General features: G+C 59.8%; 22 protein-coding genes and 1 pseudogene. 4 read left to right on the top strand and 19 right to left on the bottom strand.

Features of this window, described 5'->3' with window-relative positions; genetic code table 11:
* The 4 genes and pseudogenes from NA8A_RS24390 to NA8A_RS14760 all read right to left on the bottom strand — a co-directional run.
* Positions 1-257, bottom strand: a 257-nt coding sequence (locus NA8A_RS24390) for a DUF1515 family protein (RefSeq protein WP_081581957.1), incomplete at its 3' end; no start/stop codon positions are given.
* A gap of 5 nt (positions 258-262) precedes the next feature.
* A pseudogene (locus tag NA8A_RS25510) lies at positions 263-507 on the bottom strand (hypothetical protein).
* Positions 419-661 (bottom strand): hypothetical protein, encoded by a 243-nt coding sequence (locus tag NA8A_RS14755; protein ID WP_009451129.1) that lies wholly within the window; start codon positions 659-661, stop codon positions 419-421. The pseudogene NA8A_RS25510 and the gene NA8A_RS14755 overlap by 89 nt, the downstream one beginning before the upstream one ends.
* Positions 661-1,476, bottom strand: a complete 816-nt coding sequence (locus NA8A_RS14760) for a lysozyme family protein (protein ID WP_009451130.1) — start codon at positions 1,474-1,476, stop codon at positions 661-663. Before NA8A_RS14760 ends, NA8A_RS14755 begins: the two co-directional genes overlap by 1 nt.
* Positions 1,477-1,631: 155 nt before the next feature.
* Here NA8A_RS14760 and NA8A_RS14765 point away from each other — a divergent pair, with 155 nt between their 5' ends.
* Both NA8A_RS14765 and NA8A_RS14770 read left to right on the top strand, forming a co-directional pair.
* Positions 1,632-2,504: a sulfotransferase family 2 domain-containing protein gene (locus NA8A_RS14765; protein ID WP_009451131.1), complete on the top strand. Its 873-nt coding sequence runs from the start codon at positions 1,632-1,634 to the stop codon at positions 2,502-2,504.
* Between the two features lie 195 nt (positions 2,505-2,699).
* A complete protein-coding gene (locus NA8A_RS14770; protein ID WP_009451132.1) occupies positions 2,700-4,676 on the top strand; it encodes an acyltransferase family protein in 1,977 nt (658 codons plus the stop codon).
* 1,634 nt (positions 4,677-6,310) lie between these two features.
* Here the strand turns inward: NA8A_RS14770 and cueR are convergent.
* Genes cueR through NA8A_RS14790 form a run of 4 tightly spaced genes read right to left on the bottom strand, consistent with a single transcriptional unit; the run spans position 6,311 to position 10,722 of the window.
* Positions 6,311-6,790: a Cu(I)-responsive transcriptional regulator gene (cueR, locus tag NA8A_RS14775; RefSeq protein ID WP_009451133.1), complete on the bottom strand. Its 480-nt coding sequence runs from the start codon at positions 6,788-6,790 to the stop codon at positions 6,311-6,313.
* A gap of 24 nt (positions 6,791-6,814) precedes the next feature.
* A complete protein-coding gene (locus tag NA8A_RS14780; RefSeq protein ID WP_009451134.1) occupies positions 6,815-7,831 on the bottom strand; it encodes a 2Fe-2S iron-sulfur cluster-binding protein in 1,017 nt (338 codons plus the stop codon).
* 5 nt (positions 7,832-7,836) lie between these two features.
* Positions 7,837-8,109: a glutaredoxin family protein gene (locus NA8A_RS14785; protein ID WP_009451135.1), complete on the bottom strand. Its 273-nt coding sequence runs from the start codon at positions 8,107-8,109 to the stop codon at positions 7,837-7,839.
* Positions 8,110-8,163: 54 nt separating this feature from the next.
* A complete protein-coding gene (locus NA8A_RS14790) occupies positions 8,164-10,722 on the bottom strand; it encodes a heavy metal translocating P-type ATPase (RefSeq protein WP_040672701.1) in 2,559 nt (852 codons plus the stop codon).
* A 160-nt stretch (positions 10,723-10,882) separates the two neighbouring features.
* On the opposite strand from NA8A_RS14790, the gene NA8A_RS14795 reads away from it, so the two are divergent.
* Positions 10,883-11,077, top strand: coding sequence for a heavy-metal-associated domain-containing protein (locus NA8A_RS14795; protein WP_009451137.1), 195 nt, complete (start codon positions 10,883-10,885; stop codon positions 11,075-11,077).
* 355 nt (positions 11,078-11,432) lie between these two features.
* Here the strand turns inward: NA8A_RS14795 and NA8A_RS14800 are convergent, their stop codons facing one another.
* From NA8A_RS14800 to NA8A_RS14820, 5 genes are all read right to left on the bottom strand, one after another.
* Positions 11,433-12,956 (bottom strand): malonate--CoA ligase, encoded by a 1,524-nt coding sequence (locus NA8A_RS14800; protein WP_009451138.1) that lies wholly within the window; start codon positions 12,954-12,956, stop codon positions 11,433-11,435.
* A 97-nt stretch (positions 12,957-13,053) separates the two neighbouring features.
* Complete coding sequence (locus NA8A_RS14805) at positions 13,054-14,397, bottom strand: malonyl-CoA decarboxylase (protein ID WP_009451140.1); 1,344 nt, start codon at positions 14,395-14,397, stop codon at positions 13,054-13,056.
* Positions 14,394-15,710 carry a TRAP transporter large permease gene (locus tag NA8A_RS14810; RefSeq protein ID WP_009451141.1) on the bottom strand — a complete coding sequence of 439 codons (1,317 nt, stop codon included), beginning with the start codon at positions 15,708-15,710 and terminating at the stop codon, positions 14,394-14,396. The genes NA8A_RS14805 and NA8A_RS14810 overlap by 4 nt, the downstream gene beginning before the upstream one ends.
* Positions 15,707-16,285 (bottom strand): TRAP transporter small permease subunit, encoded by a 579-nt coding sequence (locus NA8A_RS14815; protein ID WP_081581961.1) that lies wholly within the window; start codon positions 16,283-16,285, stop codon positions 15,707-15,709. Before NA8A_RS14815 ends, NA8A_RS14810 begins: the two co-directional genes overlap by 4 nt.
* A gap of 67 nt (positions 16,286-16,352) precedes the next feature.
* Positions 16,353-17,357 carry a TRAP transporter substrate-binding protein gene (locus NA8A_RS14820; protein WP_009451143.1) on the bottom strand — a complete coding sequence of 335 codons (1,005 nt, stop codon included), beginning with the start codon at positions 17,355-17,357 and terminating at the stop codon, positions 16,353-16,355.
* 132 nt (positions 17,358-17,489) lie between these two features.
* Between NA8A_RS14820 and NA8A_RS14825 the strand changes: the two genes are divergently transcribed.
* Positions 17,490-18,167: a GntR family transcriptional regulator gene (locus NA8A_RS14825; RefSeq protein ID WP_040672703.1), complete on the top strand. Its 678-nt coding sequence runs from the start codon at positions 17,490-17,492 to the stop codon at positions 18,165-18,167.
* Between the two features lie 155 nt (positions 18,168-18,322).
* Here NA8A_RS14825 and NA8A_RS14830 read toward each other — a convergent pair whose 3' ends face one another.
* From NA8A_RS14830 to NA8A_RS14855, 6 genes are read right to left on the bottom strand one after another with little or no spacing between them, the layout of a single operon-like run.
* Positions 18,323-19,738 (bottom strand): M20 family metallopeptidase, encoded by a 1,416-nt coding sequence (locus NA8A_RS14830; RefSeq protein WP_009451145.1) that lies wholly within the window; start codon positions 19,736-19,738, stop codon positions 18,323-18,325.
* 2 nt (positions 19,739-19,740) lie between these two features.
* Positions 19,741-21,315, bottom strand: coding sequence for a gamma-glutamyltransferase (locus NA8A_RS14835; protein WP_009451146.1), 1,575 nt, complete (start codon positions 21,313-21,315; stop codon positions 19,741-19,743).
* A gap of 18 nt (positions 21,316-21,333) precedes the next feature.
* Positions 21,334-22,314, bottom strand: a complete 981-nt coding sequence (locus NA8A_RS14840; protein WP_009451147.1) for an ABC transporter ATP-binding protein — start codon at positions 22,312-22,314, stop codon at positions 21,334-21,336.
* Positions 22,311-23,321 (bottom strand): ABC transporter ATP-binding protein, encoded by a 1,011-nt coding sequence (locus tag NA8A_RS14845; RefSeq protein ID WP_040672753.1) that lies wholly within the window; start codon positions 23,319-23,321, stop codon positions 22,311-22,313. The genes NA8A_RS14840 and NA8A_RS14845 overlap by 4 nt, the downstream gene beginning before the upstream one ends.
* A gap of 14 nt (positions 23,322-23,335) precedes the next feature.
* The gene (locus NA8A_RS14850; RefSeq protein WP_040672705.1) at positions 23,336-24,235 is read right to left on the bottom strand and encodes an ABC transporter permease; all 900 of its coding nucleotides are present in this window, start codon (positions 24,233-24,235) and stop codon (positions 23,336-23,338) included.
* Between the two features lie 4 nt (positions 24,236-24,239).
* Positions 24,240-25,157: an ABC transporter permease gene (locus NA8A_RS14855; RefSeq protein WP_009451150.1), complete on the bottom strand. Its 918-nt coding sequence runs from the start codon at positions 25,155-25,157 to the stop codon at positions 24,240-24,242.
* Positions 25,158-25,189 lie beyond the last annotated feature (32 nt).

Below are 25,189 nucleotides of genomic sequence, written 5' to 3' on the forward strand. Positions count from 1 at the left end.
AGCCATCGCCCGAGTGTTCCGGCACCGGCAGGCTGAGTGCGCAACTGCGCCATATCATCGGTGACCGGCTTCATGTCGTTGACCGTCTTCTTGGTCGCCTCGACCTCCCCTTCCACATGCGAAAGGCGTTCGCTCACCTCATCGAGGCGGCGATGCACCACGGCGCGGCTGTCATCGGCACGCTTCAGCCGGTCATCGATCCCCTTGAGTTCTCCCAGGATTTGCCCAAGGGTGCGCTTCACGCTGGCTTGCGTCATACCGGCTATTTCCGAACCGCTCGCCCATGGCGGGCGCATTCCGATGGCGTCCAGATCGATGCACCGCAGAGGCCTGCGATGTTTCATCAATCTTGCCCTGATCGCGCGAGGTTGCCCCTTTCGCCCCGATCAGCGACGTTCCGACCACAGAGCGCAGGCCGTCACTCGTTACAGGCACCGGTTTCGAAGTCGTACAGCCCGCCACGCTCAGCGCAGCGGCGATAGCGAGCCCTCCAGTCTTCAGCCGCATTGCCGGCCTCCTTGTTTTCCTGATTGATCTTTTGGACGAATGCCTTCTGCTCAACCGAGCGTCCGGTGCGATAGGCCCATGAATGCGACCACATGAGCCCCCCGGCGATGGCCAGTACGGCGCCGATGCGCAGCCAGCTGTCGAGTGAGAGCATCACCCCTGACCCTCGACGGCGCCTTTGATCTCGCGCACTGCGGCAACGATCTGCGAGCGCAAGGCAACGAGCACGAGCAGAACGACGATCAGCACCACGCCGCCAGCGAGGATTGCCTGCCAGTCCATGCCCGTCAGCCAGCCAAGGCCGAACGCGCCCGATCCGAACAGACCCGTGAGCCATTGCCATAAGCCGGATTTCTTCCTGACTTCCTGCTCGACCTGTTCCGGTACAACAGGCTTGTCGACCTCGACCATCTCAACCTGCTTGGGCTCCCCTTCCATATGCCGGTGACGGACCTGCGAGAGCGCATATTTGACATCAGGAACCGTCACGGATGCCCGCTGCCCGCTGTAATAGCCCTTGCCGGAGGACGTCGGCAGGCTCGCCCATTCCTTCGCCAGGTTGGTGAGAAGCGTGTCCGTGCTCAGGCGCCCCGCCAACCATTTGTCGATGCCGCGCTGCCCGAGCAGAAAGCAGGCCATGCGGTCCTGCATGTCCCGGTCGAAAAGCTCCTTGCCGGTCAGGCCTAGTGTGTTTCGGATGGCGCGCATAGTGATGCGCACAATCTGGTAACGACCAACCGCGCTTGAATTAAGCTTGTTTTTCGGATGCTGGAGCATCTTCGTCTGCAGCGCATCAACCTGGGTCAGCGTCATGGAAACGAGATCAACATCGCCGCCGGTGTAGGCGCCATAGGCCAGCCTCTCATCGTAGCCGTCGCCCTTGTCCGTTCCTTCCGAGCGGCCGAGCAGATCGAGAACCGGGCGATAGACATGATAAGCGTCCACGGCCCGCGCAAAATTGCGGTCCATTGCTGATACTCCTGTTGCGGTTAGAGTGGGAACGACCTCTCGCATCTGGACGAATTGGCCTCGGCGAGGGTATTGAAACCCGAAAAGGATGCTGCGCAGAGCGAGATGAAATGCCGGATGCATTATCAAGCCCCTTACACCGGGACCTGTTCGAAATGTCCGTCAGGTTCGCCAGAGCGGGCGAGGAGATCGAAGGCGAGCGCTTTTTAGCGAAAGCCACCGCACCATGGGACTATCGGCTATTCCTGGCGGAGAAGTTCGCAAAGCAAGGCGCCCCGGCGATCATTCCAAACGCATTTGGCTCCTGGTTCCGGTCCCTGGCCGCTCTGAAGCAGGCGGGCGTCAACGAAGCCACGATCATGATCCCGCGCGATCAGAATTTCCTTGCAACGCCAAATCGAACCGCGGTGATAGTGGAAGAATTCAAGGTCATCTTCCTGCCGATATACAAATGCGGAACATCATCGTGGCGAGCACTGGTTCATGCAAATTGCTCTGAATTCTCTGATCGGGACGCCTCAGACAGCACCTCGCTGAATCGGACAATCAACCCTCAGGATGAACAATTTGGCACGTACGAGAAGTTCACCTTCGTTCGCCAGCCAATGGACCGTTTTGGCTCATTCTTCCGTGATAAGCTGCTTGCGGAAGATGGCACGCCGAATCACGAACACTTCATCATTCCCATAAGCGTTCTCATGGGGCAGAAAATCAGTGCACATGCAGCAGCGGAATTCATTGCCTCGATTCCGCCAGAGTATTGCGACCCGCACTACAAGCCGCAGTGGTTGACCATCAAACACCGTAAGACGATTTTCCCCGACCACATATTCCGGCTTAGCGACAGCCATCGCCTTTCGGAGATCGGGGTGCCGCACAAGTTTCCAACCAAGCTTTCGACAGCCAGCCGGAAAGACGCATACAAGGAAGACCCAACCCTTCAGGATGCCGAGACGGTCATTCGCGGCTACTATCCGCGCGACTATCGTTTGTGGCGAGATAGCGAAGCAAAGGCGGACGTTTCCTGAGTTCAGCGGCCGGCAAATCGTGACCTGAACAACAGACACGGGAAGCGCCCACAGCCCGCGCGAAATTGTGGTGCACCAAAGTTGCCTCTCATGAAGGAATGAGTCTGGGAAACAACGAGCCATAGCCATCTCCAATCAACTAACGCTTGGGTTGAACAGCTTACACGCTTGTGTAAAAGAGCCGGACAATCGGCAATGGGTGTGCCCGTGAAAACCAAGCAAGATTATCGCAACGACATTGATGGCTTACGTGCCATCGCAGTGCTTCTGGTCGTTGTCTTTCATATCAACGAAAAGCTGATTCCAGGTGGCTTCATCGGCGTCGATATGTTCTTCGTGATCTCGGGATACGTGATCACATGGGCAATTATTAAGGGCTATGGATCGGGAGAATTCTCCTTTGCGGATTTCTACCGCAAGCGCATAAAGCGCATCCTTCCAGCCATGTTCTTTGTGACAGCCGTCACCCTCGCCGCAGGCGTGGCTTTGATGCTGCCTGAAGATGTGGAAGCGTTATCCTGGTCAGCTGTGGCCACGGTGCTTTCGGGCGCGAACATCTATTTCACCTACTTCCTCGACACGAGCTATTTTGCGTCTGACAGCCGGGCCATTCCCTTGCTGCACATGTGGTCACTTGGTGTAGAAGAGCAGTTCTACATTTTCTGGCCTGCGTTCCTTCTGACGATACTGCGTTGGCCACGCTTCGTCATACCCGCCCTTTTGGCGCTGATCGCATTGAGCATATTGGTAGGCGAGCTTCAGCTGCATCAAGGGTTCTATTCCTGGGCGTATTACATGCTGCCGGCCCGCGCGTTTGAGTTGGCGGCAGGTGGCCTTTTGATCTACGCCCAAAAGGGGAAGCAACCGCAGCTTCACAAGGGGATTGCATTCTCGGCAGCTGTTCTGGGTCTGCTTCTAATCGGGCTAAGCGCCGCCCTCCTGACCGGCGAAAGCCCGTTCCCGGGGCTGCTCGCAATCCCGGTTACTCTGGGAACGGTGTTGCTGCTCGCCTCCGGCAGCACTGCCCAGCCCATCAGCTTAATCCTGTCGTTACCCCCTGTCCGGTGGGTCGGGTTGATATCCTATTCGCTCTATCTCTGGCACTGGCCGGTGCTCGCCTATGCGCATTACATGTTTGGAGAGATCAGCGTCACACAACAGTTGGCATGCGCGGCATTGATGCTGTGTCTTTCGGTTCTCAGCTATTATTCTGTCGAAAAGCCCGCGCGGTTCTCTGAAAAGCCGTTCCGATCACTGGCGATCCGCTATTTTGCCGTTCCTACGGCGGCGATGGTCATCGTTGCGAGCGCCCTAATTATCACCAAGGGTTTCGGCCCCTGGCTGCTGACCAAATACCCTGAACAATTGGCGCAGTTCTCCACCGATATCAGGCCGGCTGGAGATATGGATTATGTCTGCCAGACAAGCACCTTGAGCAAAAAGGACACCGAGAACCCAAAGTGCATAATCAACGGAACGTCGGAGCCCAAAATTCTGCTTTGGGGCGATTCCAATGCCAGTCACTATGTTGGAGCACTTGCGGCATTATCTCGGGAGGCCGGCATATCGTTCAGGAACTTTGCACATTCCGCCTGCCCCTCGGTCCTCGACAGACCGGAGCGTTTCACCAGAGAGAAGATTGCAAAGGCATGTAAATCTTCCTCTGCGACGGCGCTCAAGGAATTCGACAAATACGACACGATCATAATGTCATCGTCCTGGGACACCTATCTCAGGCAGAATGAAGCCGAATTCACCCAGGCACTCGCGAAGACCATTGAAACGCTGAAGACCAAGAATAAGACAATTATCGTATTGGGGCAGGTTCCACGGCTCTACGGGTATGACCCCACGTGTGAGAGAAAAAACATCAAGCTCAAGGTCCTTCACTGCCGAGACGCCTTCAAAGGCGCTCCGCAGCGAATTGAGACGACAAACCAAATTGTCAAAAAGGTGGCCTCGGAAAAAGGCGTTGGGTATCTCGATTTCGAACCGATCTTGTGCTCCCGCGATTTTTGCGGAAGCAAAATAGCCGAGAAATCGATCTACTATGACACTGGTCACTTAAGCGGTGCCGGATCAGAGCAATTAGGTATAGCTGCATCGAAGAATAGCGGGTTCATGAGCGATTTCATCAAGATCATGAACATCACGATGCAGAGCGGAAGTTGACAACCTACAATGACTGCTCTGTCAGCGTCGCGTTAGCTGCCAACCAAGATCGGCGGCCCCTCCAGTAGCTCTATTGTAGGCCTCAATCTTCACGGAGTCTTTTGCCTCGATAGCAGGAATTGTGAACACAGAAAATATATCTGCGCCGCTGTCGCGCCCGCCGGTCAGGCCAATGAAGTTTCCAACTTTGACACCATCAACGGTAATTCGACAACCCACGGCTTAACCCCAAAATGATCCTCCAACGATGCTCGCTCCGCCGCTGACTACCTCATAAATCGTGGAATAGGACAGCGCCGGAACAGATACCCTGTCCGCTCTCTCAAACTTCAGCACATCTGATTTTGTAACCGCCCGTGATGCTCGGTTGGCAACGGCGCTGGTGGTTACCATGCCTGGTCCGCATGGGTAGTTGATTGTCTTGACCGAGGACCCCGTGCCTGCAACATCCACGTGATCGATAGGATTCCCGTCCGCAGTAGTGCCATCCGCTGCAACAATAGAGCCACCGGAACAGACGATGCGTCCCAACGACGGCACAGAGCCATCAAGCGTGGAACCGCCAACACCGACAAATGAGCTGGGAGCAGCCCACACATCGACGCTTGTATTGTCCGAGAATCTTGCCCCATCCGCGACGACCACGGAACGGCGACAATATACCCCTTCCTTACACCCAGTGGCGATACCTTGGAAAAGTAGCAAAATGAGCCGCGACTGACATCCAGACCCCGTACTATCTATGCACACAGCACGCGAAAGATTGTATTGATGAAGCCGTGATCGAGGCGGCAACACTTCCCCCTCCCGATCACTCCCTTTGGTAGCTATCAATCCTTGACGCGTGAGTATTTAAACACGCGCCGTTATTAGCGCCGTTGTCGACGTTCTTGACGCCTTTCCCGGGCCGCACATACCCATAGGAATTATTGTTGAGCGTATATCCGCGAAGCAATGAGAAATTTGCGCAGTCTACGACAATGTCCCATTCCGGCATTTTGGCATTTACGGCAAGGAAAGCGATTAGCGAGGTCCGCGGAACTCCTGGGTCCAAGTCACTATTGGACACCGGAACAAAGGTATTTGAAATCGAGACAACCTGAACTGATGCGATGGATGCCTCCTTCGATAGCGCCGCTAAGGCGCGGATAGCATCATACGATGCCTGACGAAGGGGGCATCCATCGCATTAGTTCAATCCGGTCGCCTATTCAGTAGCGACGGTTCACAATGTAATCGATCTGCCCGACGATTAGAGCCTAGCGTCCGTTACCCCATAGTCTCTAGGCGCGCATTCGAGCGCGGCCGGCGAACGAGAACGGCGGGCGAACATCGGAGAGGGGGTATGACCGTAGCGCACCCAAGCTACCATTGATCTCCTGTAACGCGTCACAACAGATGCGCCTTTGACGGGGAGAACCGGGGAGAGGCGTGGACAGCGGTTCAAGGTCCTCACAGCCTGCGACACCTCAGCGACCGCAGCAACCAACAGACAGCCCGCCAGGATGACAGCCCGCAAGGACGACAGGACGAGGAGTACGCGCGGGCCGTTTTGGGCGCATGCAAAATCCGCCTGTGAGGATCACCGGCAAACGCTTACGAAAAGCTGTGCAGTAATCGCCGCTTCCTCGCGCCTACGCCTGGCCGAAACGTTGCGCCCGACCCAGTTTGTTTCCGGCCACGCCGAAACGAGGACGATCCTTGATCCGTTCGGATTCCAGTTCACCTCTGGCCGAAAGTTCATTGATGATCGGGCAGTCCGGGCGGGAATTACCTTGGCAATTATCGGCCAGGTGCCTGAGAGCCTTGCCCATCTCGGTAATTTCGCGAGCTTTCCGCTCAAGCTCTTTGACGTGCTCGAGTGCCATGCGTTTGACATCCGCGCTCGCCCGATCACGATCCCGCCACAGAGCCAGAAGACCGATCATCTGCTCGACGGAGAATCCGAGGTCGCGTGCCCGGCGGATGAAGCGCAGCGTATGCACGTCATTGTCGGAATAATCACGGTAGCCGGCATCCGTTCGGGACACTTTCTGTATCAATCCGATCGATTCATAGTAACGGATCATCTTCGCCGAGACGCCGGACGCTTCCGCTGCCTTGCCGATATTCATAACGCTATCCTTCCGGTTACGGACTTATATAGTTGTGTCTTCAGGCGTAAAAAACACGTCCGCATGGATGTCCTCATTGCGCACCCCTCGGTCCTGAAGCAACGACCCAGCAGTCTCGATCATCGCCGGCGGCCCTGCCATATAGGCTTTCCAGCCATCGAGGTCCGGGAGATCTTCAGCAATCGCAGTCGTCACGAAACCTTTGCGGAAGCGGGCGGAGCCCCGTTCTTCCGAAAGCACCGGAACGAACTCGAAATTGCCGTAGGTGCTCGCCAGAAGGCCGAAATGTTCGGTCAGGTAGAGATCGCGCGCCGTCCTCGCTCCGAAATACAGGTGAATCGGCTGCCTCAACCCGCTTGCCAGCGCCATTTCGACAATCGACTTGATCGGCGCCAGGCCCGACCCGCCCGCAACCGCCAGAATGGGACCCGTGTGCTGCTCACGCAAGAAGGCGCTGCCAAGCGGCCCGCGAACGAGAACCTTGTCACCCACCCTGAGCGTTCCAACGGCGTGTTCGCTCGCCGCTCCGCCAGGCACATGCCTGATGTAGAATTCGAAATGGGATCGCCCGGGCTGGTTCGCCATCGAATAATCGCGCGCGGGAACGCCGTTGAACCTCACCTGCGCATACTGGCCTGCCTTGAACGATACCGCCTCTCCAATTGCAACCTCCAGCCTGATTTTGCGGATGTCATGCGTTAAATGATCGACTGCGGCAACCTTGGTCCGGTATGTTTGGATGGGAATATCGGACTGTTCTTCCGCCTCATCGAGCCACGCAACGCCGCAGTCGGCAAGCGGCAGTGCCCTGCAGGCAAGGATCAGTCCTTGGGCCCGTTCTTCATCCGTCAGGGAAAAAGGCGTATGTGGCAAAAGGTCAACTTTCCCGTCAAGCAGTCGGGACTTGCAGGAGCCGCAACGGCCTGAGCGGCATCCATGAGGATAGGCGATCCCTTCCTCGAGTGCTGCCTCCAGAATGGTTTTGCCTTCCGGCACCAGGATGCTGCGCGCTGCCTGTCGAATGTCTATGCGTTTGGCCATTGCGATCACCCTTGAGCAGTGCCCGTCAGCTTCAGCGCTTCAGCCAGGCGGGGTTTCTGGTCGGCGAAGGTTCCATAGAAGACCTGTCCCTCTATAATCACGATGGGTGCGACCCGCACGCCGGTACGCGCTTTCGCCTCTTCGGCGATCTGCGGATCCGACAGATCCCGCTCCTCGAACGCGACGCCTTCCGTTGCGAACCATTGTTTGACGGCGCGGCAATCCGGGCATGTCGGCGTGGTGTAAAGGATCACCGATCCATTCTTTGAGTTTGTCATTGCCTTATTCCTTCCTGGGAGCGGGCGGGCCTGCCGAAGCAGTCCCGCCTGTTCTCACTCAGCCGGGACGAGTTCGAGCTGACGGCGCGGCTCCGCCCCGTTCTCCCCCTGCATCGGCGCGCGGAAGGCCTTGAGCCTGAGCGCATTGCCGAGCACGAAAACGCTCGACAGGGCCATGGCGCTTGCGGCGAAGACAGGCGACAGCAGGATGCCGTACAGCGGATAGAGGAGACCTGCGGCCACCGGGATCAGCGCCGTGTTGTAGGCGAAGGCCCAGAACAGGTTCTGCCGGATGTTCCCGATTGTCGCCTTGGACAGTGCAATCGCATTCGGCACTCCCTGCAGGCTGCCCGACATCAGAACGACGTCTGCCGCCTCGATGGCAATGTCCGTGCCGGTACCGATGGCAAGACCCACATCCGCCGCAGCCAGCGCCGGTGCGTCATTGATGCCGTCGCCTACGAAAGCCACCTTGCCATATTCGGTCTTGAGACGGCGAACAGCATCGACCTTGCCGTCCGGCAGCACTTCCGCCACCACCTCGTCGATCCCAAGGCGCTCTGCAATGGCTTTGGCGGTACGCTTGTTGTCCCCCGTGATCATCGCCACCTTGAGACCGAGATCATGCAGCGCCTTGATCGCAGCCGGCGTGGTCTCCTTGATCGGATCCGCCACGGCGATTATCGCTGCCAGCGTGTTGCCGACCGCAGCATAGAGAGGCGACTTGCCCTCATTGCCGAGACGCTCGGCCACCGCAGAAAAGGCTGTCACGTCGTGGCCGAGTTCAGCCATATAGCGGTCGGCACCGATCTCGATGCGCTTACCATCGACCTGCGCCGTTACGCCGAACCCGGTCACCGAGACGAAGTCTGACACGGTTGGCAGGGAGAGATTTTCCCTGGCGGCGGCATCCACGATCGCGTGCGCGATCGGGTGTTCCGACTTGGCCTCGACGGCGGCAACGAGGCTCAGCACGTTTGCCCGATCAAAGCCTACGGCAAGTTCGAGATCGGTCAGGGCCGGCTTGCCTTCCGTGAGCGTACCCGTCTTGTCGACCGCCACGACCCTCGCATCTTTCAGCGACTGAAGCGCTTCACCCTTGCGGAAGAGCACGCCCAGTTCAGCCCCGCGACCGGTGCCCACCATGATCGAGGTCGGCGTTGCGAGGCCCATGGCGCATGGGCAGGCGATGATCAGAACGGCGACGGCATTGACCAGCGCGAAGGTGAGCGCCGGCGACGGTCCAAAATAGAGCCAGGCGGCGAAGGTTAGCGCCGCGACCGCGAAGACCGCCGGCACGAACCACATGGTCACCTTGTCGACCAGCGCCTGGATCGGCAGCTTGGAACCCTGTGCCTCTTCGACCATGCGGATGATCTGGGAAAGCACCGTATCGCCGCCGACCGCCGTCGCGCGGATTGCGAAGACGCCCTTCTGGTTCACGGTCCCGGCCACGACGTCGCTGCCATCGGTTTTAAGAACCGGGATCGGCTCGCCCGTGATCATCGATTCATCGATATAGCTCTCGCCTTCGATCACTGCGCCGTCCACCGGAACACGTTCGCCCGGGCGTACCTCGACGATGTCCCCCGAGATCACGGTATCGATCGGTAGCTCGACGATCCGGCCATCTTTGCGCACCCGCGCCGTCTTGGCCTGAAGGCCGACCAGACGCTTGATCGCCTCGGAAGTGCGCCCCTTGGCACGAGCTTCAAGCAGCCGGCCGAGCAGGATCAGGGTCACGATGACCGCAGCCGCCTCGAAATAGACATTCACCGTTCCTGCAGGCAGGAAACCGGGTGCGAAAGTCGCGACCAGCGAATATCCGTAAGCTGCGAGCGACCCGACGGCCACCAGCGAATTCATATCGGGAGCCAGGCGCCACAAGGCCGGCAGCCCCTTGTTATAGAAGCGGATACCCGGCACGAACAGCACCAGCGTCGTCAGCGCGAACTGCAGGTACCAGCTGTTCTGCATGCCAATCGTCGCCGCGATCAGGGCGTGCACACCGGGAATGAGATGCGATCCCATCTCCAGGATGAAAACCGGCGCCGTGAGCACTGCCGCGATGATGAAGTCACGGGTCAGTTCTCGACGTTCGGCTTCCTTCTTCTCGGCGCGTTCATCCGTCTCCGCCGGGCCGGTCCCGGTTGCTGCCCTGACCACCTTGGCGTCATAGCCCGCATTCTCGATTGCCGCCATCACTGCGGCCGCTTCTACCGCACCCTGGATGGTCGCCTTTTCGGTTGCGAGGTTGACAACGGCTTCCGTGACGCCGGGCACGGCCTTGAGCGCCTTTTCGACCCGGCCGACGCAGGATGCGCACGTCATGCCCTCGATTGCGATCTCAAGCGAGGTTGCCGCCGGTTCGGCGAAGCTTGCCGGAACCTCATAACCTGCATCCTTCACGGCCTTGACGAGCGCCGCATGCTCGACCGGGGCTGAAGTCGTGAGGCTTGCCTTTTCGGTCGCCAGATTGACGACGGCGCCGGTAACGCCGGGCACAGCCTTGAGGGCTTTTTCAACACGCCCCACGCAGGATGCGCAGGTCATACCCTCGATGGGTAGCGATAGTGTTCGTGACAAATCCATTGACCGAACGGGGGCATTCATAGCCGCCTCCTTCTCATTCCGAAATTCAGGTTCGGACGGAAGATGGGGTTTCCAACGATGGTAAGGTCAATAGCGAAATTTCCTTTTTCATGCCTCTTGACCTTGCCATCGTTGGAAACCCCACCTTGAGCGCCTTGAGACCGAAACAAGGAGAAATCTCATGGAACTCAAAATCGAAAACATGACCTGCGGTGGATGTGCCAAGTCCGTCACCAATGCGATCCGGTCGGTCGATTCCGATGCCGAAATCAAAACCGATCCGGCGGCACGCATGGTCGAGATAAAGACCACAGCACTGCAAGAAGCCATTCTGCAGGTTCTTGAAGAAGCCGGCTACCCGGCAACAGAGGCCTGATCGGGGTCGAAACCATGAACAAACTGACGTCGGCATTCATAACCGGCTCACTTGCCGTCAGTGCTTGGCTTACCATTGCTCAAAGCTAAAGAAACAAAGGACGTGCCCTGGCTTCCCTCCGATTTTTCGGAGGGTCGCGGGTTACGCTGCCCGAAGCCAAGCTTCACATCGAAGCCTACGGTACACAGGGTATGATGAGGGATAGCATTAGCGATCCTTTGCTGCATTTAATCTGCGGACATACGCCAATCCTGTCCAGCAGGTTGCTACGTCACTTCAGTGGTATCAGCTTGCAGCAAATTGTTCGTGGCAAGGCAGGGCGGCGGCAGAGAAGTACACAACCCAAGAGGCCTTCCTATCCCGCATTCGCGGGCTGGTAGAGATCGGCATAGGATTGGCGCAAAATGTTTTTCTGCACCTTGCCCATCGTGTTGCGCGGCAATTCCTCCACGAAAAGGATGCGCTTGGGCTGCTTGTAGCGCGCCAGGCGCCCTTCCAGCCCCTTGAGGATGGCCTTTTCGTCCACTTCCTTTCCGGGTTCGGCAACCACGACCGCCGTCACGCCCTCGCCCAGGTCGGGATGCGCCAGGCCGATCACCGCACTCTCCACCACGCCGGGGAAAAGGTCTATCTCCGTCTCGATCTCCTTGGGATAGACATTGTAGCCACCGGAGATGACAAGGTCCTTGCCCCGACCGACAATGTGGACATAACCGCGCTCGTCGATCTTGCCGAGATCGCCCGTGATGAAGAAACCATCGTCGCGAAACTCTGCTTTGGTCTTTTCCGGCATGCGCCAATAGCCCTTGAAGACATTGGGGCCGCTGACCTCGATCATACCCGTCTCGCCATTGGCAACAGCGGCGCCGGTCTCTGGGTCGACCACTCTCAGCGAGACACCGGGCAGCGGAAAGCCCACCGTGCCTGCAACCCGGTCCCCGTCATAGGGATTGGAGGTGTTCATGTTGGTTTCGGTCATGCCGTAGCGTTCGAGAATGGCGTGCCCGGTCATCTCGCGAAAGCGCTTGTGGGTTTCAGCCAGAAGCGGCGCGGACCCCGAAACGAACAGGCGCATCGTGGAGGCCGCTTCTCGCGTCAGCCCTTCGTGCTGTACCAGACGCACATAGAAGGTCGGAACGCCCATCAGCGCGGTGGCGCGCGGCATCAGCCGCAGAACCGTGTCCGCATCGAATTTCGGCAGGAAAAACATCGACGCGCCCGAAAGCAGGATCACGTTCGAGGCGACGAACAGCCCATGCGTGTGGAAGATCGGCAAGGCATGGATCAGGCGGTCCGACGCGCTGAAACGCCAGTAATCGCAGAGCGTGAGCGCGTTGGAGAGCAGATTGTCATGCGACAGCATGGCGCCCTTGGAGCGCCCGGTGGTGCCGGAGGTGTAGAGGATCGCGGCCAGATCATCTGCCGCGCGCGCCACATCCGCGAAATCGGCGCCCTCTCCGCTCATTTGTGCCAGAAGCGAGCCCCCACCTTTTTCGTCAAGCGTTTCCAGGCGCGCGCCATGGGCCTGTGCGACAGGGCGCAGCCCGTCTTCCGAACCAGGCGAAACCACCACAAGGCGCGGCTGTGCATCGCCGATGAAATAATCGAGTTCAGCGGTCGTATAAGCCGTATTGAGCGGCAGATAGACCGCCCCTGCCCGCAGGCAGGCGAGGTAGAGCATCAGCGCTTCGGGGCTTTTTTCCACTTGCACCGCAACGCGGTCTCCCGGCTCCACTGAAAGGGCGCGCAGCAAATGGGCGAGCCTGCCTGAGAATTCGAGCATGTCCCCATAGGTCCAGACCTTCCCGTCCGGTGTCTCGATGAAGGGAGCGTCCGGCCGCGCGGCTTTCCTGATGGCGTCGAACATATGGTTGCTCATGATGCAGTTCCTACTCTGTCTTTCAGGCCGTTGCCCTGTTGCGGAGATGCCGTGCCTGTCGCGCACGCGGTGCTCCGTTGTCGTGCTCTTTCAAAGTCTAGCGTCCCGCCGGCGCCAGCCGCCTGACAGCCGGTGATGCGGCCACCTCGCCCCGCGTCGCAAACGCTTCGTGATTGGTCTCGATATCATCGAGCTTGTAGAGATAATTGACCATCATGCCATGCGCCTGCCGCATGGCGCGCGGCGAACGGTCGGCAAGGAAATTGATGCGTTCGAGCCGCGCTCCATTGCCCAGATGAAAGCGCGCGACGGGATCGAGAACACGCCCCCCGGAAGAGCGTCCATGCAGCAAATAGCGCGCGGCAAGCCCGGTCATGACAGGCCGGAGTGCTGTAACCGCCTCATCATTCTCCACCCATTGCGGATCGTCGAGTGCGCAGAGCGTCGCGAGGTCCTCCCCGTCGAGCACTCCCTCTTCTCCCGCCTGGCGTTCGCGTGCTACCCAGTCCGCAAATCCCGGAACCGGTGAAAGCGTCACGAATGTGTTGAGCTTCGGCAATTCGCGGCGCAAATCTTCGACCACCTGCTTTATGAGGAAATTCCCGAAGGAAACGCCCCGCAATCCAGCCTGACAATTGGAGATGGAGTAGAAGACTGCCGTCGTCGCCTCATCCGCACGCACCAGCGCCCGGTCCTGGCGCAGCACTTCGGCGATATTGCCGGGAATATCCTTCGTAAGCGCCACTTCCACGAAGATCAGCGGCTCGTCCACCAGTTGCGGATGGAAAAAGGCGAAGCAGCGGCGATCATCGGGCTTCAGGCGGCGGCGCAGTTCGTCCCAGTCGTCGATCTGATGCACGGCCTCATAGCGGATGATCTTCTCCAGAATGTCGGCCGGTGTCGACCAGCTGATCGGCCAGAGCGTCAGAAAGCCCCGGTTGAACCAGGAGGCGAAGAGATGCGCGAAATCCGCGTCCACCGCCGCAAGGTTCGGGTCTTCCGCCTTCATCCGCAAAAGCGCCTCGCGCATATGCACCAGCGTCGAGATGCCTTGCGGCGCAAGGTTGAGGCGGCGGATAAGCTCCTGCCGCCGTGGCTCCGCCGCAGCGCTCAGTTCCAGAAGCGCTGCGGTCGTCGCCTTGGCGCGATAGGCTTCGATGGCCTTGTCCAGCCGCTCGGTGTCAGGCCCGAACCGCTCCAGAAGCATGGTCATGAAGGCCTGTCGCCGCTCGGCGTCGAGCCCTTCCCACCGGTCTGCGATCTCCTTGGCAAGCGCCATGCCGGACGCCTCGCCCCGGCTTGAAAGCAACGTCTCGCAGGCCGCCTCCAGAGCCGCCATGCCGTTTGCGCCACCCTCATCGCGAATGTTGAAGGAGAGGACCCGCCGACCGCGGTCGGTTATGGCCTGAAGCATATCGCTGAAAAAGGTGGCGCCGTTCATCGGACAACTCCCATCATGTGGTTGGGCAGCCAGGTGGCAATATCCGGGAAGATGCACAGGATGAGGATCGCCAGGAACATCACCAGCACATAGGGCAGCGCTCCCCAAAGAATATCCCGTGTGGGAATGCTTGGCGCTATGGCGTTGATGACGAACAGGTTGAGGCCGATGGGCGGCGTTATGAGGCCCACCTCCATGTTGATCGTCAGGATGATGGCGAACCAGTAGGGATCGAACCCGGCCTGCGTAACGATGGGGAAGAGCATCGGCGCCGTCATCACGATCACCGCGACGGGCGGCAGGAACATGCCGGCCACCAGCAGGAAGATATTGATGACCCCAAGCAGCACCCAGCGGTTGACCTCCATGTCGGCGATGGCCGAGGCGATGGTCTGGGTGATGAAAAGCGAAGACAGCGCAAAGGCAAAGAGCTCCGCCGCCGCCATGATCATCATGATCATCACGCTCTCGCGCATGGCCGAACCGAAGATGGAGGCTACAGGCTTGAAGCGAAACAGCCGGTAGGCGACCACCACCACGAGAAGCGTCAGCATCGCCCCCACGCCCGCTGCCTCCGACGGTGTGGCAAGCCCCCCGTAAAGCACATAGAGCGTGCCTGCGATGATGAGCATGAACGGCAGAACACGCGGCAAACCGGCGAATTTTTCACGCAAGGTGAAACGCACGGCCCGTGCTGCGAAATCATAGCCCTTGCGTCGGCAATCGATGATTGCCCAGGCCATGAACATTGCCGTCAGCATGATGCCCGGAAGCACTCCGGCCATGAACAGGCGACCGATGGAAGTCTCCGTGGAAATACCGTAGACGATCAATGTGACGGAGGGGGGAATGAGAATGCCGAGCGTCCCTCCGGCGGCGATGGAACCGGTTGCGACCGAAGTCGGATAACCGCGCCGCAGCATTTCGGGAATGCCCATCTTGCCGATGGCGGCACACGTGGCCGGCGACGATCCGGTCATGCCCGAAAAGATGCCGCAGGCACCGATGTTCGACAGGACAAGCCCGCCCGGCACCCGGTTCAGCCAACGGTCAAGCGCGGTATAGAGGTCTGCCCCCGCCGGTGACGAAGCAACTGCCGCGCCCATCAGGACGAACATCGGGATCGCCACATAGGCAAGATTGGCAATCCCCGAAAACATCGTGTCGCCAAGCACGTAGAAGATGTCGAGCCCACTCTGCAGGAACAGCGCGACGAATGCCGCAAGCCCAAGGGCAAAGGCAATCGGCATTCCCGTTCCCAGGAGCACAAAAAGGGCAGCAACGATGGTCAGGCCGGCAAAGGTCGGGCTCATCGGGCATTCTCCTTCATGGCCTGTCCGGCATCGGCCAGCGATCCACCGGAACGCGTTGCCTCTTCGACTTCACTGATTTTTCCGACGACCGCGACACCCGAGATCTGCGCGGCGATCTCGGCGATATATTGCAGAGACAGAACGCCGAAACTGATCGGCAGCGCAGACAAGGGAACCCACAGAGGCGGTGCCCAGACGCTGGAATGCTTCCAGTTTCCTGCCCATGCTTCATGAAACTGCACGGCCGTCGCCGCCAGCATGATGAGGCAGAAAGCCAGCCCCAAAAGGCTGGCCACCAGACGCAAACGCCTGCGTGTCCCCTCTCCCACCATCAGCTCCACCACGTCGACCCCCACATGCCCGCCCTTGAGCAGCACATAAGGCGCGCCGAGAAACATGGCAGCCGTTGCCCCGAACACCACGAAATCGTTCTGCCAGATCGTCGGCAGGCGGAAGACGTAGCGCAACAGGATCATCTGGCACACAACCAGCATGGCAGCGATCAGCAACAGGGTCGCGACGACGGCGAGCCCTCGGGAAATATTGCTGACGGCCTTGATGTAGCCCATCACCATCATTCAAATCCTCATGCGGGATCGTGGCTGGGGGGGCGGGCAAGTCCGCGCCGCCCGGCCTCTTTCCTTACTGAACCGCCAGCGCCTTCTCGATCAGCTTGTCGCCGTTTGGAACATTCTCGGCGAAGTTCTTGTAGGCCGATTGCTTGGCCACACCGAGCCAGGCGTCATAGTCGTCCTTCGACATCTCGACCACTTCAACGCCGGCATCCCTGAAGGTCTTGATGAGAAGCTCATCACCCTTGCGGATCTCCTCGTTGAAGAATGCTTCAGCCTTCTCGCCGGCATCAAGGATCGCTTTCTGCTGCTCGGGCGTCAGCCCCTCGAACACCTTCTTCGACATCAGCACCGGCTCATACATAAACCACAGCGCATTTTCGCCAGGCGCCGTCAGGCACTTCACCTGCTCGTAAAGCCGGTAGGAGACGAAGCTCGCCGAAGACGTGTTGGTGGCGTCGAGAACATTGGTCTGCATGCCCGTATAGATTTCAGACGACGGCATGGAAGTGATGGAAGCACCGGCCGCCGCCAGCATCTCTTCGAAGGCGGGACCCGCCGCGCGAATGACCTGCCCCTTCACCGTGTCCGGCGAGGTGATGCAGCCCTTCTTGGAGGCAAACGCGCCCGACAGCCATGCATCCGAAATGACCATCGCGCCTGCATCGTCGACGATCTTCTTGATATCCTTCATGAAATCGGAATCGTTGAGGCGGATAGCCCGGTCGAAATTACCCACAATGCCGGGCATGAGAGTCGCCGAGAACTCAGGATGGCGGCCCGAAGCATAATCGAGCGGGAACGAGGTAAGCGCCAAGAGACCGCGCGTGACGGCGTTCCACTGGTCATTCGGCTTGTACAGCGAGGCGCCCGGAAACACCTGAATTTCCAGCCCCACATTGGCCGCCGCGACGTCGCGTGCAATCATCTGCACCATCTCGTCGCGAATATCGCCCTTGCCGCCAGGAAACTGGTGCGACGCTTTCAGCACGGTCTGGGCACCGGCAGCGCCCGCTGCCAGACAGCCAACGGCAACGCAAGCCGCAAGCCTCAGTGACTTGATATAATTCTGCATGATTTCCTCCCTGATCTCCCGGCCCTCCAGCCGGACGGATTTGAAGGCTTGCGAATCTTGTGCTCAAAGTCAATTGTCTTGTATACAAAAAAGAGACTTATGCATTCGAAGACCGGGCGGACGGAAAGAAAAATGACCCAGAACACGTTCCACAAGCTGCGCGACGAGATCGAGAACGGCATCGTGACCGGAGAGTTCTCACCTGGCGAACGGCTGGACGAGGCCCAGCTTGCGGCCCGCTTCGGCGTGTCGCGCACGCCGATCCGCGAAGCGCTGATGCAGCTCAGCGCCATCGGGCTTGTGGAAACGCGCCCGAGGCGCGGCGCCGTGGTAGTCGATCCCGGGCCGAACCGCATCTACGAAATGTTCGAGGTGATGGCGGAACTGGAGAGCATGTCGGGGGCGCTCGCCGCCCGCAGGCATACGGAGGAGGACAGGGTGGCGATCCTGGATAGTCATCGCCAGTGCGAGATTTCCGCAGAAAGCGGCGAGACCGACCCCTATTATTACAGCAACGAGGTTTTCCACCACGCCATCTATGCGGCCAGCCACAGCGGCTTTCTGGAGGAGCAATGCATCGCGCTGCATCGCCGGCTGCGCCCTTATCGGCGCCTGCAACTGCGCGTACGCAACCGCACCCGCACCTCCTTCAGCGAGCATGCCGCCATCGTGGAGGCCATTCTCGCCGGAGATGCCGAGCGCGCCCGCACATTGCTGCGCGATCACATTGCCGTTCAGGGCGACCGTTTCAGCGATCTGATCGCCAATCTGAACCGCCGCGAAACCGCGAGCGCCGATGGCAAGAGCTAGAGTATTTTGCAGTCGGGCGGAATCATCTTAGGTCCGATAAGTATTGAAAAACAATGGGATAGATCGGAAAAGCGTTCCATGAAACGATGAAGCGCAAAAAGGACGGGCCATCCTCATTCGAGAAATGGCCCGCAAGTGGTCGCCTCGCAAAGGAATTATTTGGCCGCAGCCATCTCCGCTCCGGCACGGTCTTTCTGCGCTTCGGCAATATCCCAGAAGATGCCGGCCATCATGGCCAGCGCCTCCGCGCTACCGGAAAGCAGAAGATGCTCATTGGGCGCGTGTTGCGAGCAGCCCGGATAGGAATGCGGCACCCAGACGGTCGGCAGGTTCAGGATTTCCGCAAAAGTCTCGTTCGGCAGTGAGCCCGCGAGGTTCGGCAATACGGCCACCTGCTTGCCTGTGGTCTCTTCTATGGAGGCGCGCACCCGCTTCACCCAGGGATGATCCGGATCGAGCCGCGTCGCCCGGAACAAGCCCCGCCGTGCAGGAATGATCTCCACCTCCTGAAAACCGTTGCGGTCGAGATGCCGTCGCAAGGCGGGCAGGATGTCCTCCGGATCGGTACCCACAACATAGCGAAGCTGGCAATGGGCATTTGCCGAGGCAGAGATCGCGTTCACCGGGGCTTCCGGCACGCCGCTCTTCTGGGCAAGAACGGCAAAGCTGTTCCAGCCGAACACTCGCTCCGAGGGGGTCAGGCTCTCCTCTCCCCAGTTCGGATCGATCTCGGGTCCTTCGAAACCGCCAACAGGACATTCGGCAAGGGCGGCCCGAACCGATGGAGTAAGGCTGTCCGGGCGCCATTCGGGTATCTGTATCTGCCCACGCCGGTCCACAATGCAGGCGATGGCATGGGCAAGCACGATGGCGGGATCGCGCAAAAGCCCGCCCCAGTTGCCCGAATGATGCGCGCCCTCGCGCAGATCGACCTTGAGATCGAAATTCACGCCTCCGCGAGACCCCATGAACATGGTCGGACGGTCGGGATGAAGCCTTGGACCGTCGGAAGCAATCAGCACATCGGCCGCAAACAGGTCGGGATGAAGCCTGAAAAGATCGCCAAGCCCCGGCGAGCCGCATTCCTCACCCGTCTCGATAACGATACGGCAGTTGAAACCCAGATTGCCACGTTCGGTGAGCAAGGCCCGAAGGGCGGCGATGTTGATGCAGTGCTGCCCCTTGTTGTCGGCCGTTCCCCGTCCATAGAGCCTGTCGCCCTCGATCACCGTCCTGAAAGGGTGCAACCCCTCGCGCCACTGATCGGTCTGCGCGCGGATCACATCGCCATGTCCATAGACGAGGACAGTTTCGTAGGAGGGGTCCTCCATCCGTTCCGCTTGCAGGAAAGGCATGCCGGGATCGACGGGATTTTCCAGAACCTGATGCGAAAAGCCCATATCGGCAAGCTTGGGCACCATCTCCTCGATGAGATAGCGCAAAAGTTCCGGGCGCTGCGAAAGCTCCTGGCTCTCACTTTCATAGGCGATCATGCGCGACAACTCGTCGACGAAAGCACCCGAAGACGCATATTCCTTTACACGCGCGATGACGTTTTCGCGACTTGCCACGGCTAGGCTCCTTTCAGTTCGGGCACGGCGTCGCCCCATGGCGACATGATCTCCGTGCACCCCATATTCACGTTGCCGTCCCGCAATACGCCCGCCGGGCATGCGAAGGCATAGGGAAAGACGGTCCGCTTCGCGGTGGCGACCGGATGAACCGCTTCAAGCGCTCCGATCACCGCTTCGGGCAGGTCCTCATCGGCGACGATGGTTCCCCCGCCGCTATTGTCGACGCGCGGGTGGTGGAACGCCTCCTCCAGCGTCATGTCGAAATCCATGAGGAAGGATGTGAGGTTGAGCACGGCCGGCAGAATCTTGCGCCCCCCCGAGGCGCCGATGGCGAAGCGCCGCCCGTTCTTGACGCCGATTGCCGGGCAAACATTCATCAGGCAGGCCTTGTTCGGTGCCAGTGAATTCGGGCGGCCCGGCTCCGGATCGAACCACATGATGCCATTGTTCATGAGGAGCCCGGTGGAAGGTGAAACCACGCGCGATCCGAAGATCGAAAGAAGGGTCTGCGTCACCGCGCACATGTTGCCATGCCGGTCCACCACGCTGAAATGCGTCGTGCAGGAAGGCGCATGCGGCGCCTCGCCATCGCCCATTTCGCGCAAACGCCGCTCATAGGCCGTGCCGAGCGCGCGCGCCATTCCTGTAAAACTGGCTTCGTCAGGATCGTGTCCCGGAACGAAGGCCTGCTCCATCATGGCAAGACATTCGACAAGATTCTCGCCCGCCGTAAACCCTGCAGAAGCGTGTACTGTCCCTCCACGATAGCCAACGTCGAGTGTGTGCGTACGATGCGCCCGGTAGGCTGCCAGATCCTCCCGCGACAACGCGCCTCCCTTGGCCTTGATATCGCCGGCAAGCGCGGCAGCGATATCGCCCTCATAGAAGTCCCGCGCACCCGCATCGGCAAGCCTTGCAAGCATATCCGCCATGCGCGACTGGTCGAGCCGCGTTGCTGAAAGAGCAGTCCATCCGGCGACCTTCGGCCAGGTTCCTTCATCAAGGAAAAGCGCCGCCGCATCCGCATCCTTGGCGAGTTCGCGCGCTGTGGATGCGATGATCAGCGAGGCATACCAATCGACCAGCATGCCCTCGCGCGCCAGCCCGACCGCCGGAGTGAGCAATTCGCGCCAGCTCATGCCGCCATAGGTCTTGTGCAGAAGTTCCATGCCCGCGACGACGCCCGGCACGGCAATCGCCGTTGCTCCCTGAATGTTGCGGTCGTCCACCACCGCCGCCCAGGGAAAGAGGTCAGAGGCCTTCCCCGCTCCCGAAAGGGGATAATCTGCGGGATTGAGACCGGCAGGCGAGCGCATGCCAAACTGGATCGTCTCGGACTTCTGTTCTTTTTCGCGCCAGATAACCATGGTGCCGCCACCGGCAGGGCCGCTCATCCAGGGCTCCACGACACCGATGGCGAAGGAGGTGGCAACCGCCGCATCGACCGCGTCTCCGCCAGCCTCGAGAACCGAAGCACCGATCTCGGCCGCGACCTTATGCTGCGCGGCGACAACACCACCGGCGGTCGCCGTCACATGCTTGCGCACCCTCTGCGTATTCGAGAAATTGCTCATGGATCTGTCCTGCTTACATCACTGGGTGGTCGCCGCTGCGTAAAGGTGGCAATCCACATGGCCATCCGGCCCGAGGATATGCGGCGGCGGCATGCTGCGGCAGATATCCTTCAACTGTGCGCACCGCGGATGGAACCGGCAGCCCGACGGCGGGGAAATGGGATTGGGATACGCCGCCCCGAGATAAGTCTCAGGCACCGAGAGCGATGGATCCGGTGTCAGCACGGAATCCAGAAGTGCCTGCGTATAGGGATGGCGCGGATTGGCGAACAGCGCCTGCGAGGGCGCCTCCTCCACCACCTGACCGAGATACATGACTGCGACCCGCGTCGCCAGATGCTCCACCACCGCCAGATTGTGGCTGATGAAAAGATAGGTCAGTCCGAGTTCATCGCGCAGATCGCCCAGAAGATTGAGAATCTGCGACTGCACGGACACGTCGAGCGCCGAGGTCGGCTCGTCGCAGATGACGATTTCGGGGTTCATGATGAGAGCGCGCGCTATGGCGACACGCTGCCGCTGCCCGCCGGAAAGCTGGTTCGGATAGCCGCGCCGCACCCTGGCCGGAAGGCCCACGAGATCGAGCATCTTCGTGACCGACTGCGCGCGCGAGGCACTGTCGCCGACACCATGAACGACAAGCGGCAGGGCAATGATGTCCTCGATGCTCTTGCGCGGATTGAGCGAAGAATAGGGATCCTGGAAAACCGGCTGGATGCGCCGGGCAAGAACCCGCCTCTCACCTGCGGTGATCTCCTTGCCATCGACGAGAACCTGACCCTCGCTCGGCATTTCGAGGCCGAGCAAAATCTTGGCGAGCGTGGACTTGCCGCAACCGGACTCGCCCACCAGACCGAGCACATCCTTGCGGTTCAACTTCAGGCTGACGCCGTTGAGGGCGTGCAGGGGCTTCGGCTTGGCAAACATGCCCTGTTTGACCTGATAGGTCTTGGTGACGGAAACGAGTTCCAGCACCGGAGGCGTGACGTCGTCGCTCATGGCCGCACCCCCTGGCTTACCCCTTCACTTGCCCCCTCTCCGGCAGCGTGGATGCAGCGCCACATATGTTCCTGCCCCTCCTCCTGAACGGGTACCATCTCGGAACAGATGGGCTCGGCGACATCGCAGCGCCCACGGAACGCGCAACCCTGGAAATTGCCGACAAGCGACGGCACGATGCCAGGAATGGAGCCGAGCCGCTCCCCGGGCTTGGTCTTGCCGGGAACGGGAATGCAGCGCAGAAGACCGCGCGTATAGGGATGGCGCGGATTGTCGAAGATTTCGGCTGCGGTGCCCTGCTCCACCACTTCGCCCGCATACATGACCGCCACCTTGTCGGCGATACGCGCCACGATGCCCAAATCATGCGTGACGAGGATCATCGCCATGTTCATCTCACGCTGGAGATCGGACAAAAGCCGCAGGATTTGCGCCTGGATCGTGACGTCGAGCGCCGTTGTCGGCTCATCGGCGATGATGAGTTCAGGCTCGCACATCAGCGCCATGGCGATCATGACGCGCTGGCGAAGCCCACCGGAAAGCTGATGCGGATATTGCGACAGGCGGCTTTCGGCAGCCGTGATGCCCACCTTGCCCAGAAGCTCCACCGCCCGGGCACGCGCCTCCGCCTTGCCGGCTTTACGGTGCAGAAGATAGGCCTCCTCGAGCTGATCACCGATCGTATAGGCAGGGTTCAGCGACGTCATGGGTTCCTGGAAGATCATCGCCATGCGGTCGCCCCGCAGACCGCGCATCATGCGTGGCGTCTGGTTGCGCAGATCCAGTCCGGCAAATTGAAGCTTCTCGGCCTTCTGCCTCAGCTTCTTCGACAAAAGTCCCATGATGGCGAGCGAGGTGAGCGACTTGCCGCTGCCCGATTCTCCCACGATGCACAGCGTCTCGCCGCGTTTCAGGTCAAAACCGATGCCACGCACCGCATGCATGGTGCCCTGTGCCAACGGAATGTCGATGGTGAGATGGCGAACGCTCAGGATCGGATCGTCCATGCCTACCTCCATGCCTACCCCCTGTTTTCCGGTGCGGTGACGTCGCGAAGACCGTCGCCGAGAAGATTGATGGCAAGCACCAGGATGAAAAGCGCAACGCCGGGAATGGCGATCAGCCAGGGCTCGAACAGCATCATCTGCTTGCCTTCCGAAATCATCAGCCCCCAGGAAGGCGTCGGCGGCTGGACACCCAGTCCCAGGAAGGAAAGTGCGGCCTCCAGCAGGATGGCATGAGCCATTTCAAGGGTCGCCACGACAATGAGATTGTTGAGGACATTGGGCATGATCTCGGAAAGCACGATACGCGGAACCGAGCAGCCGATGGCCTTGGCGGCATTCACATATTCCAGGTCCCGCACCTGCATGACCGAAGAGCGCATGACCACCGCGAAACGGTCCCACAGGAGCAGGCCCAGCACCACGATCACCACTTCCAGCGAGCCACCGAGAATGGCCACCACGGCAAGCGCCACCAAAACCACGGGCATGGCAAGCCTGACATTGATGAGGAAGGTGACGACGAGATCGACCTTCCCGCCGAAATATCCCGCAGCAACCCCCATCGCCGTTCCGATCAGCCCGGAAATCAGCGCCGCAACGGCGCCGATGGCAAGCGAGATGCGCGCTCCGTAAAGAAGGCGGGCGAGATAATCGCGGCCGAGATGATCCGTCCCCAGAAGATGGTCCGGATCGTGACCAGCCATCCAGAAGGGCGGCTTCATACGCGCCATCAGGTCCTGCGTGTACGGATCATGGCTAGTCAGCAAAGGCGCGAAAAGCGCGATCAGAACGATGATCGTCAGAACGGCAATGCCGAAAACCAGCCCATAATGGCCGAAGATGCGCCGGCGCAGCATGGCGCCGGGGCTCGGGCTGCGGATTTCCTCGGCGACGGTCTCTATAGTACGCGCCATGGCCTCACCCCACCCGGATGCGCGGATCGAGCCAGGCATTGGCCAGATCCGACAGGAATGTGAACACGATGTAGAACAGGGAGAAGATCAGGATCAGCGCCTGCACCGTCGGCAGGTCGTTGCGTGCGATCGACTCCCAGGCGAGGTAACCGGCACCATGCAGTGCGAAGATCGATTCCACGACGATGGAACCACCAAGCATGAAGCCCATCTGCACCGCGGCAAGGCTGACAACCGGTACCACTGCGTTGCGCAGCGCGTGCTTGAACATGACGCGCCATTCGCTCGCCCCCTTGGCACGCGCCGTGCGGATGTAATCGGCATTGAGCACTTCAAGCATGCCGGCACGCGTGAGCCGCATGATGGCGGGCATTGCGTAATAGCCCAGAACGACGGTCGGCATGACGAAGTTCTTCCAGCTCGAAGAACCGGAAGGCGGCAGTAAGCCCAGATTGATCGAGAAGATCACGATCAGCACGAGGCCGAACCAGAAGCTCGGCATGGCCTGCCCCATCACCGAGAGGAACAACGCCAGCCGGTCGATGAAGGAATTGGGCCGTACGGCGGCTGCAACGCCGAGCGGCACAGCCGTCAGAAGCGCGAAAGAGATGCCGCAAATGCCCAGAAGCATGGTCGTCGACAGCCGATCCGCGATGAGATCGGCAACCGGCAGCTTGAAATAATAGCTCTGGCCGAAATCGCCGCGCAGCGCGCTGAAGAGCCAGTCTGTGTATTGGACAAGAAAAGGCCTGTCGAAACCATAGAGCGTGCGGATCGCCTCGATATCGGTCGCACTGGCGTTTTCGCCGGCAATGGCAGAGGCAGGATCGCCGGACATGAAGAGTAAGCTGAAGCTGACCAGCGACACGGTCAACGTGACGAGGACGGCAAGCCCCAGCCGTTTCAAAGCGAAAGCGAGCATATATCTGTTCCCGACGGATGGATCGGGCGCCG

It is taken from the genome of Nitratireductor indicus C115, assembly GCF_000300515.1.
Lineage (GTDB): Bacteria > Pseudomonadota > Alphaproteobacteria > Rhizobiales > Rhizobiaceae > Nitratireductor > Nitratireductor indicus.

Excerpts from the sequence above, each read along its gene's own strand:
- NA8A_RS14755 (WP_009451129.1), bottom strand. The coding sequence starts at position 661 with ATGCTCTCACTCGACAGCTGGCTGCGCATCGGCGCCGTACTGGCCATC.
- NA8A_RS14760 (WP_009451130.1), bottom strand. The coding sequence starts at position 1,476 with ATGGACCGCAATTTTGCGCGGGCCGTGGACGCTTATCATGTCTATCGC.
- NA8A_RS14765 (WP_009451131.1), top strand. The coding sequence starts at position 1,632 with ATGTCCGTCAGGTTCGCCAGAGCGGGCGAGGAGATCGAAGGCGAGCGC.
- NA8A_RS14770 (WP_009451132.1), top strand. The coding sequence starts at position 2,700 with ATGGGTGTGCCCGTGAAAACCAAGCAAGATTATCGCAACGACATTGAT.
- cueR (WP_009451133.1), bottom strand. The coding sequence starts at position 6,790 with ATGAATATCGGCAAGGCAGCGGAAGCGTCCGGCGTCTCGGCGAAGATG.
- NA8A_RS14780 (WP_009451134.1), bottom strand. The coding sequence starts at position 7,831 with ATGGCCAAACGCATAGACATTCGACAGGCAGCGCGCAGCATCCTGGTG.
- NA8A_RS14785 (WP_009451135.1), bottom strand. The coding sequence starts at position 8,109 with ATGACAAACTCAAAGAATGGATCGGTGATCCTTTACACCACGCCGACA.
- NA8A_RS14790 (WP_040672701.1), bottom strand. The coding sequence starts at position 10,722 with ATGAATGCCCCCGTTCGGTCAATGGATTTGTCACGAACACTATCGCTA.
- NA8A_RS14795 (WP_009451137.1), top strand. The coding sequence starts at position 10,883 with ATGGAACTCAAAATCGAAAACATGACCTGCGGTGGATGTGCCAAGTCC.
- NA8A_RS14800 (WP_009451138.1), bottom strand. The coding sequence starts at position 12,956 with ATGAGCAACCATATGTTCGACGCCATCAGGAAAGCCGCGCGGCCGGAC.
- NA8A_RS14805 (WP_009451140.1), bottom strand. The coding sequence starts at position 14,397 with ATGAACGGCGCCACCTTTTTCAGCGATATGCTTCAGGCCATAACCGAC.
- NA8A_RS14810 (WP_009451141.1), bottom strand. The coding sequence starts at position 15,710 with ATGAGCCCGACCTTTGCCGGCCTGACCATCGTTGCTGCCCTTTTTGTG.
- NA8A_RS14815 (WP_081581961.1), bottom strand. The coding sequence starts at position 16,285 with ATGGTGATGGGCTACATCAAGGCCGTCAGCAATATTTCCCGAGGGCTC.
- NA8A_RS14820 (WP_009451143.1), bottom strand. The coding sequence starts at position 17,357 with ATGCAGAATTATATCAAGTCACTGAGGCTTGCGGCTTGCGTTGCCGTT.
- NA8A_RS14825 (WP_040672703.1), top strand. The coding sequence starts at position 17,490 with ATGACCCAGAACACGTTCCACAAGCTGCGCGACGAGATCGAGAACGGC.
- NA8A_RS14835 (WP_009451146.1), bottom strand. The coding sequence starts at position 21,315 with ATGAGCAATTTCTCGAATACGCAGAGGGTGCGCAAGCATGTGACGGCG.
- NA8A_RS14840 (WP_009451147.1), bottom strand. The coding sequence starts at position 22,314 with ATGAGCGACGACGTCACGCCTCCGGTGCTGGAACTCGTTTCCGTCACC.
- NA8A_RS14845 (WP_040672753.1), bottom strand. The coding sequence starts at position 23,321 with ATGGACGATCCGATCCTGAGCGTTCGCCATCTCACCATCGACATTCCG.
- NA8A_RS14850 (WP_040672705.1), bottom strand. The coding sequence starts at position 24,235 with ATGGCGCGTACTATAGAGACCGTCGCCGAGGAAATCCGCAGCCCGAGC.
- NA8A_RS14855 (WP_009451150.1), bottom strand. The coding sequence starts at position 25,157 with ATGCTCGCTTTCGCTTTGAAACGGCTGGGGCTTGCCGTCCTCGTCACG.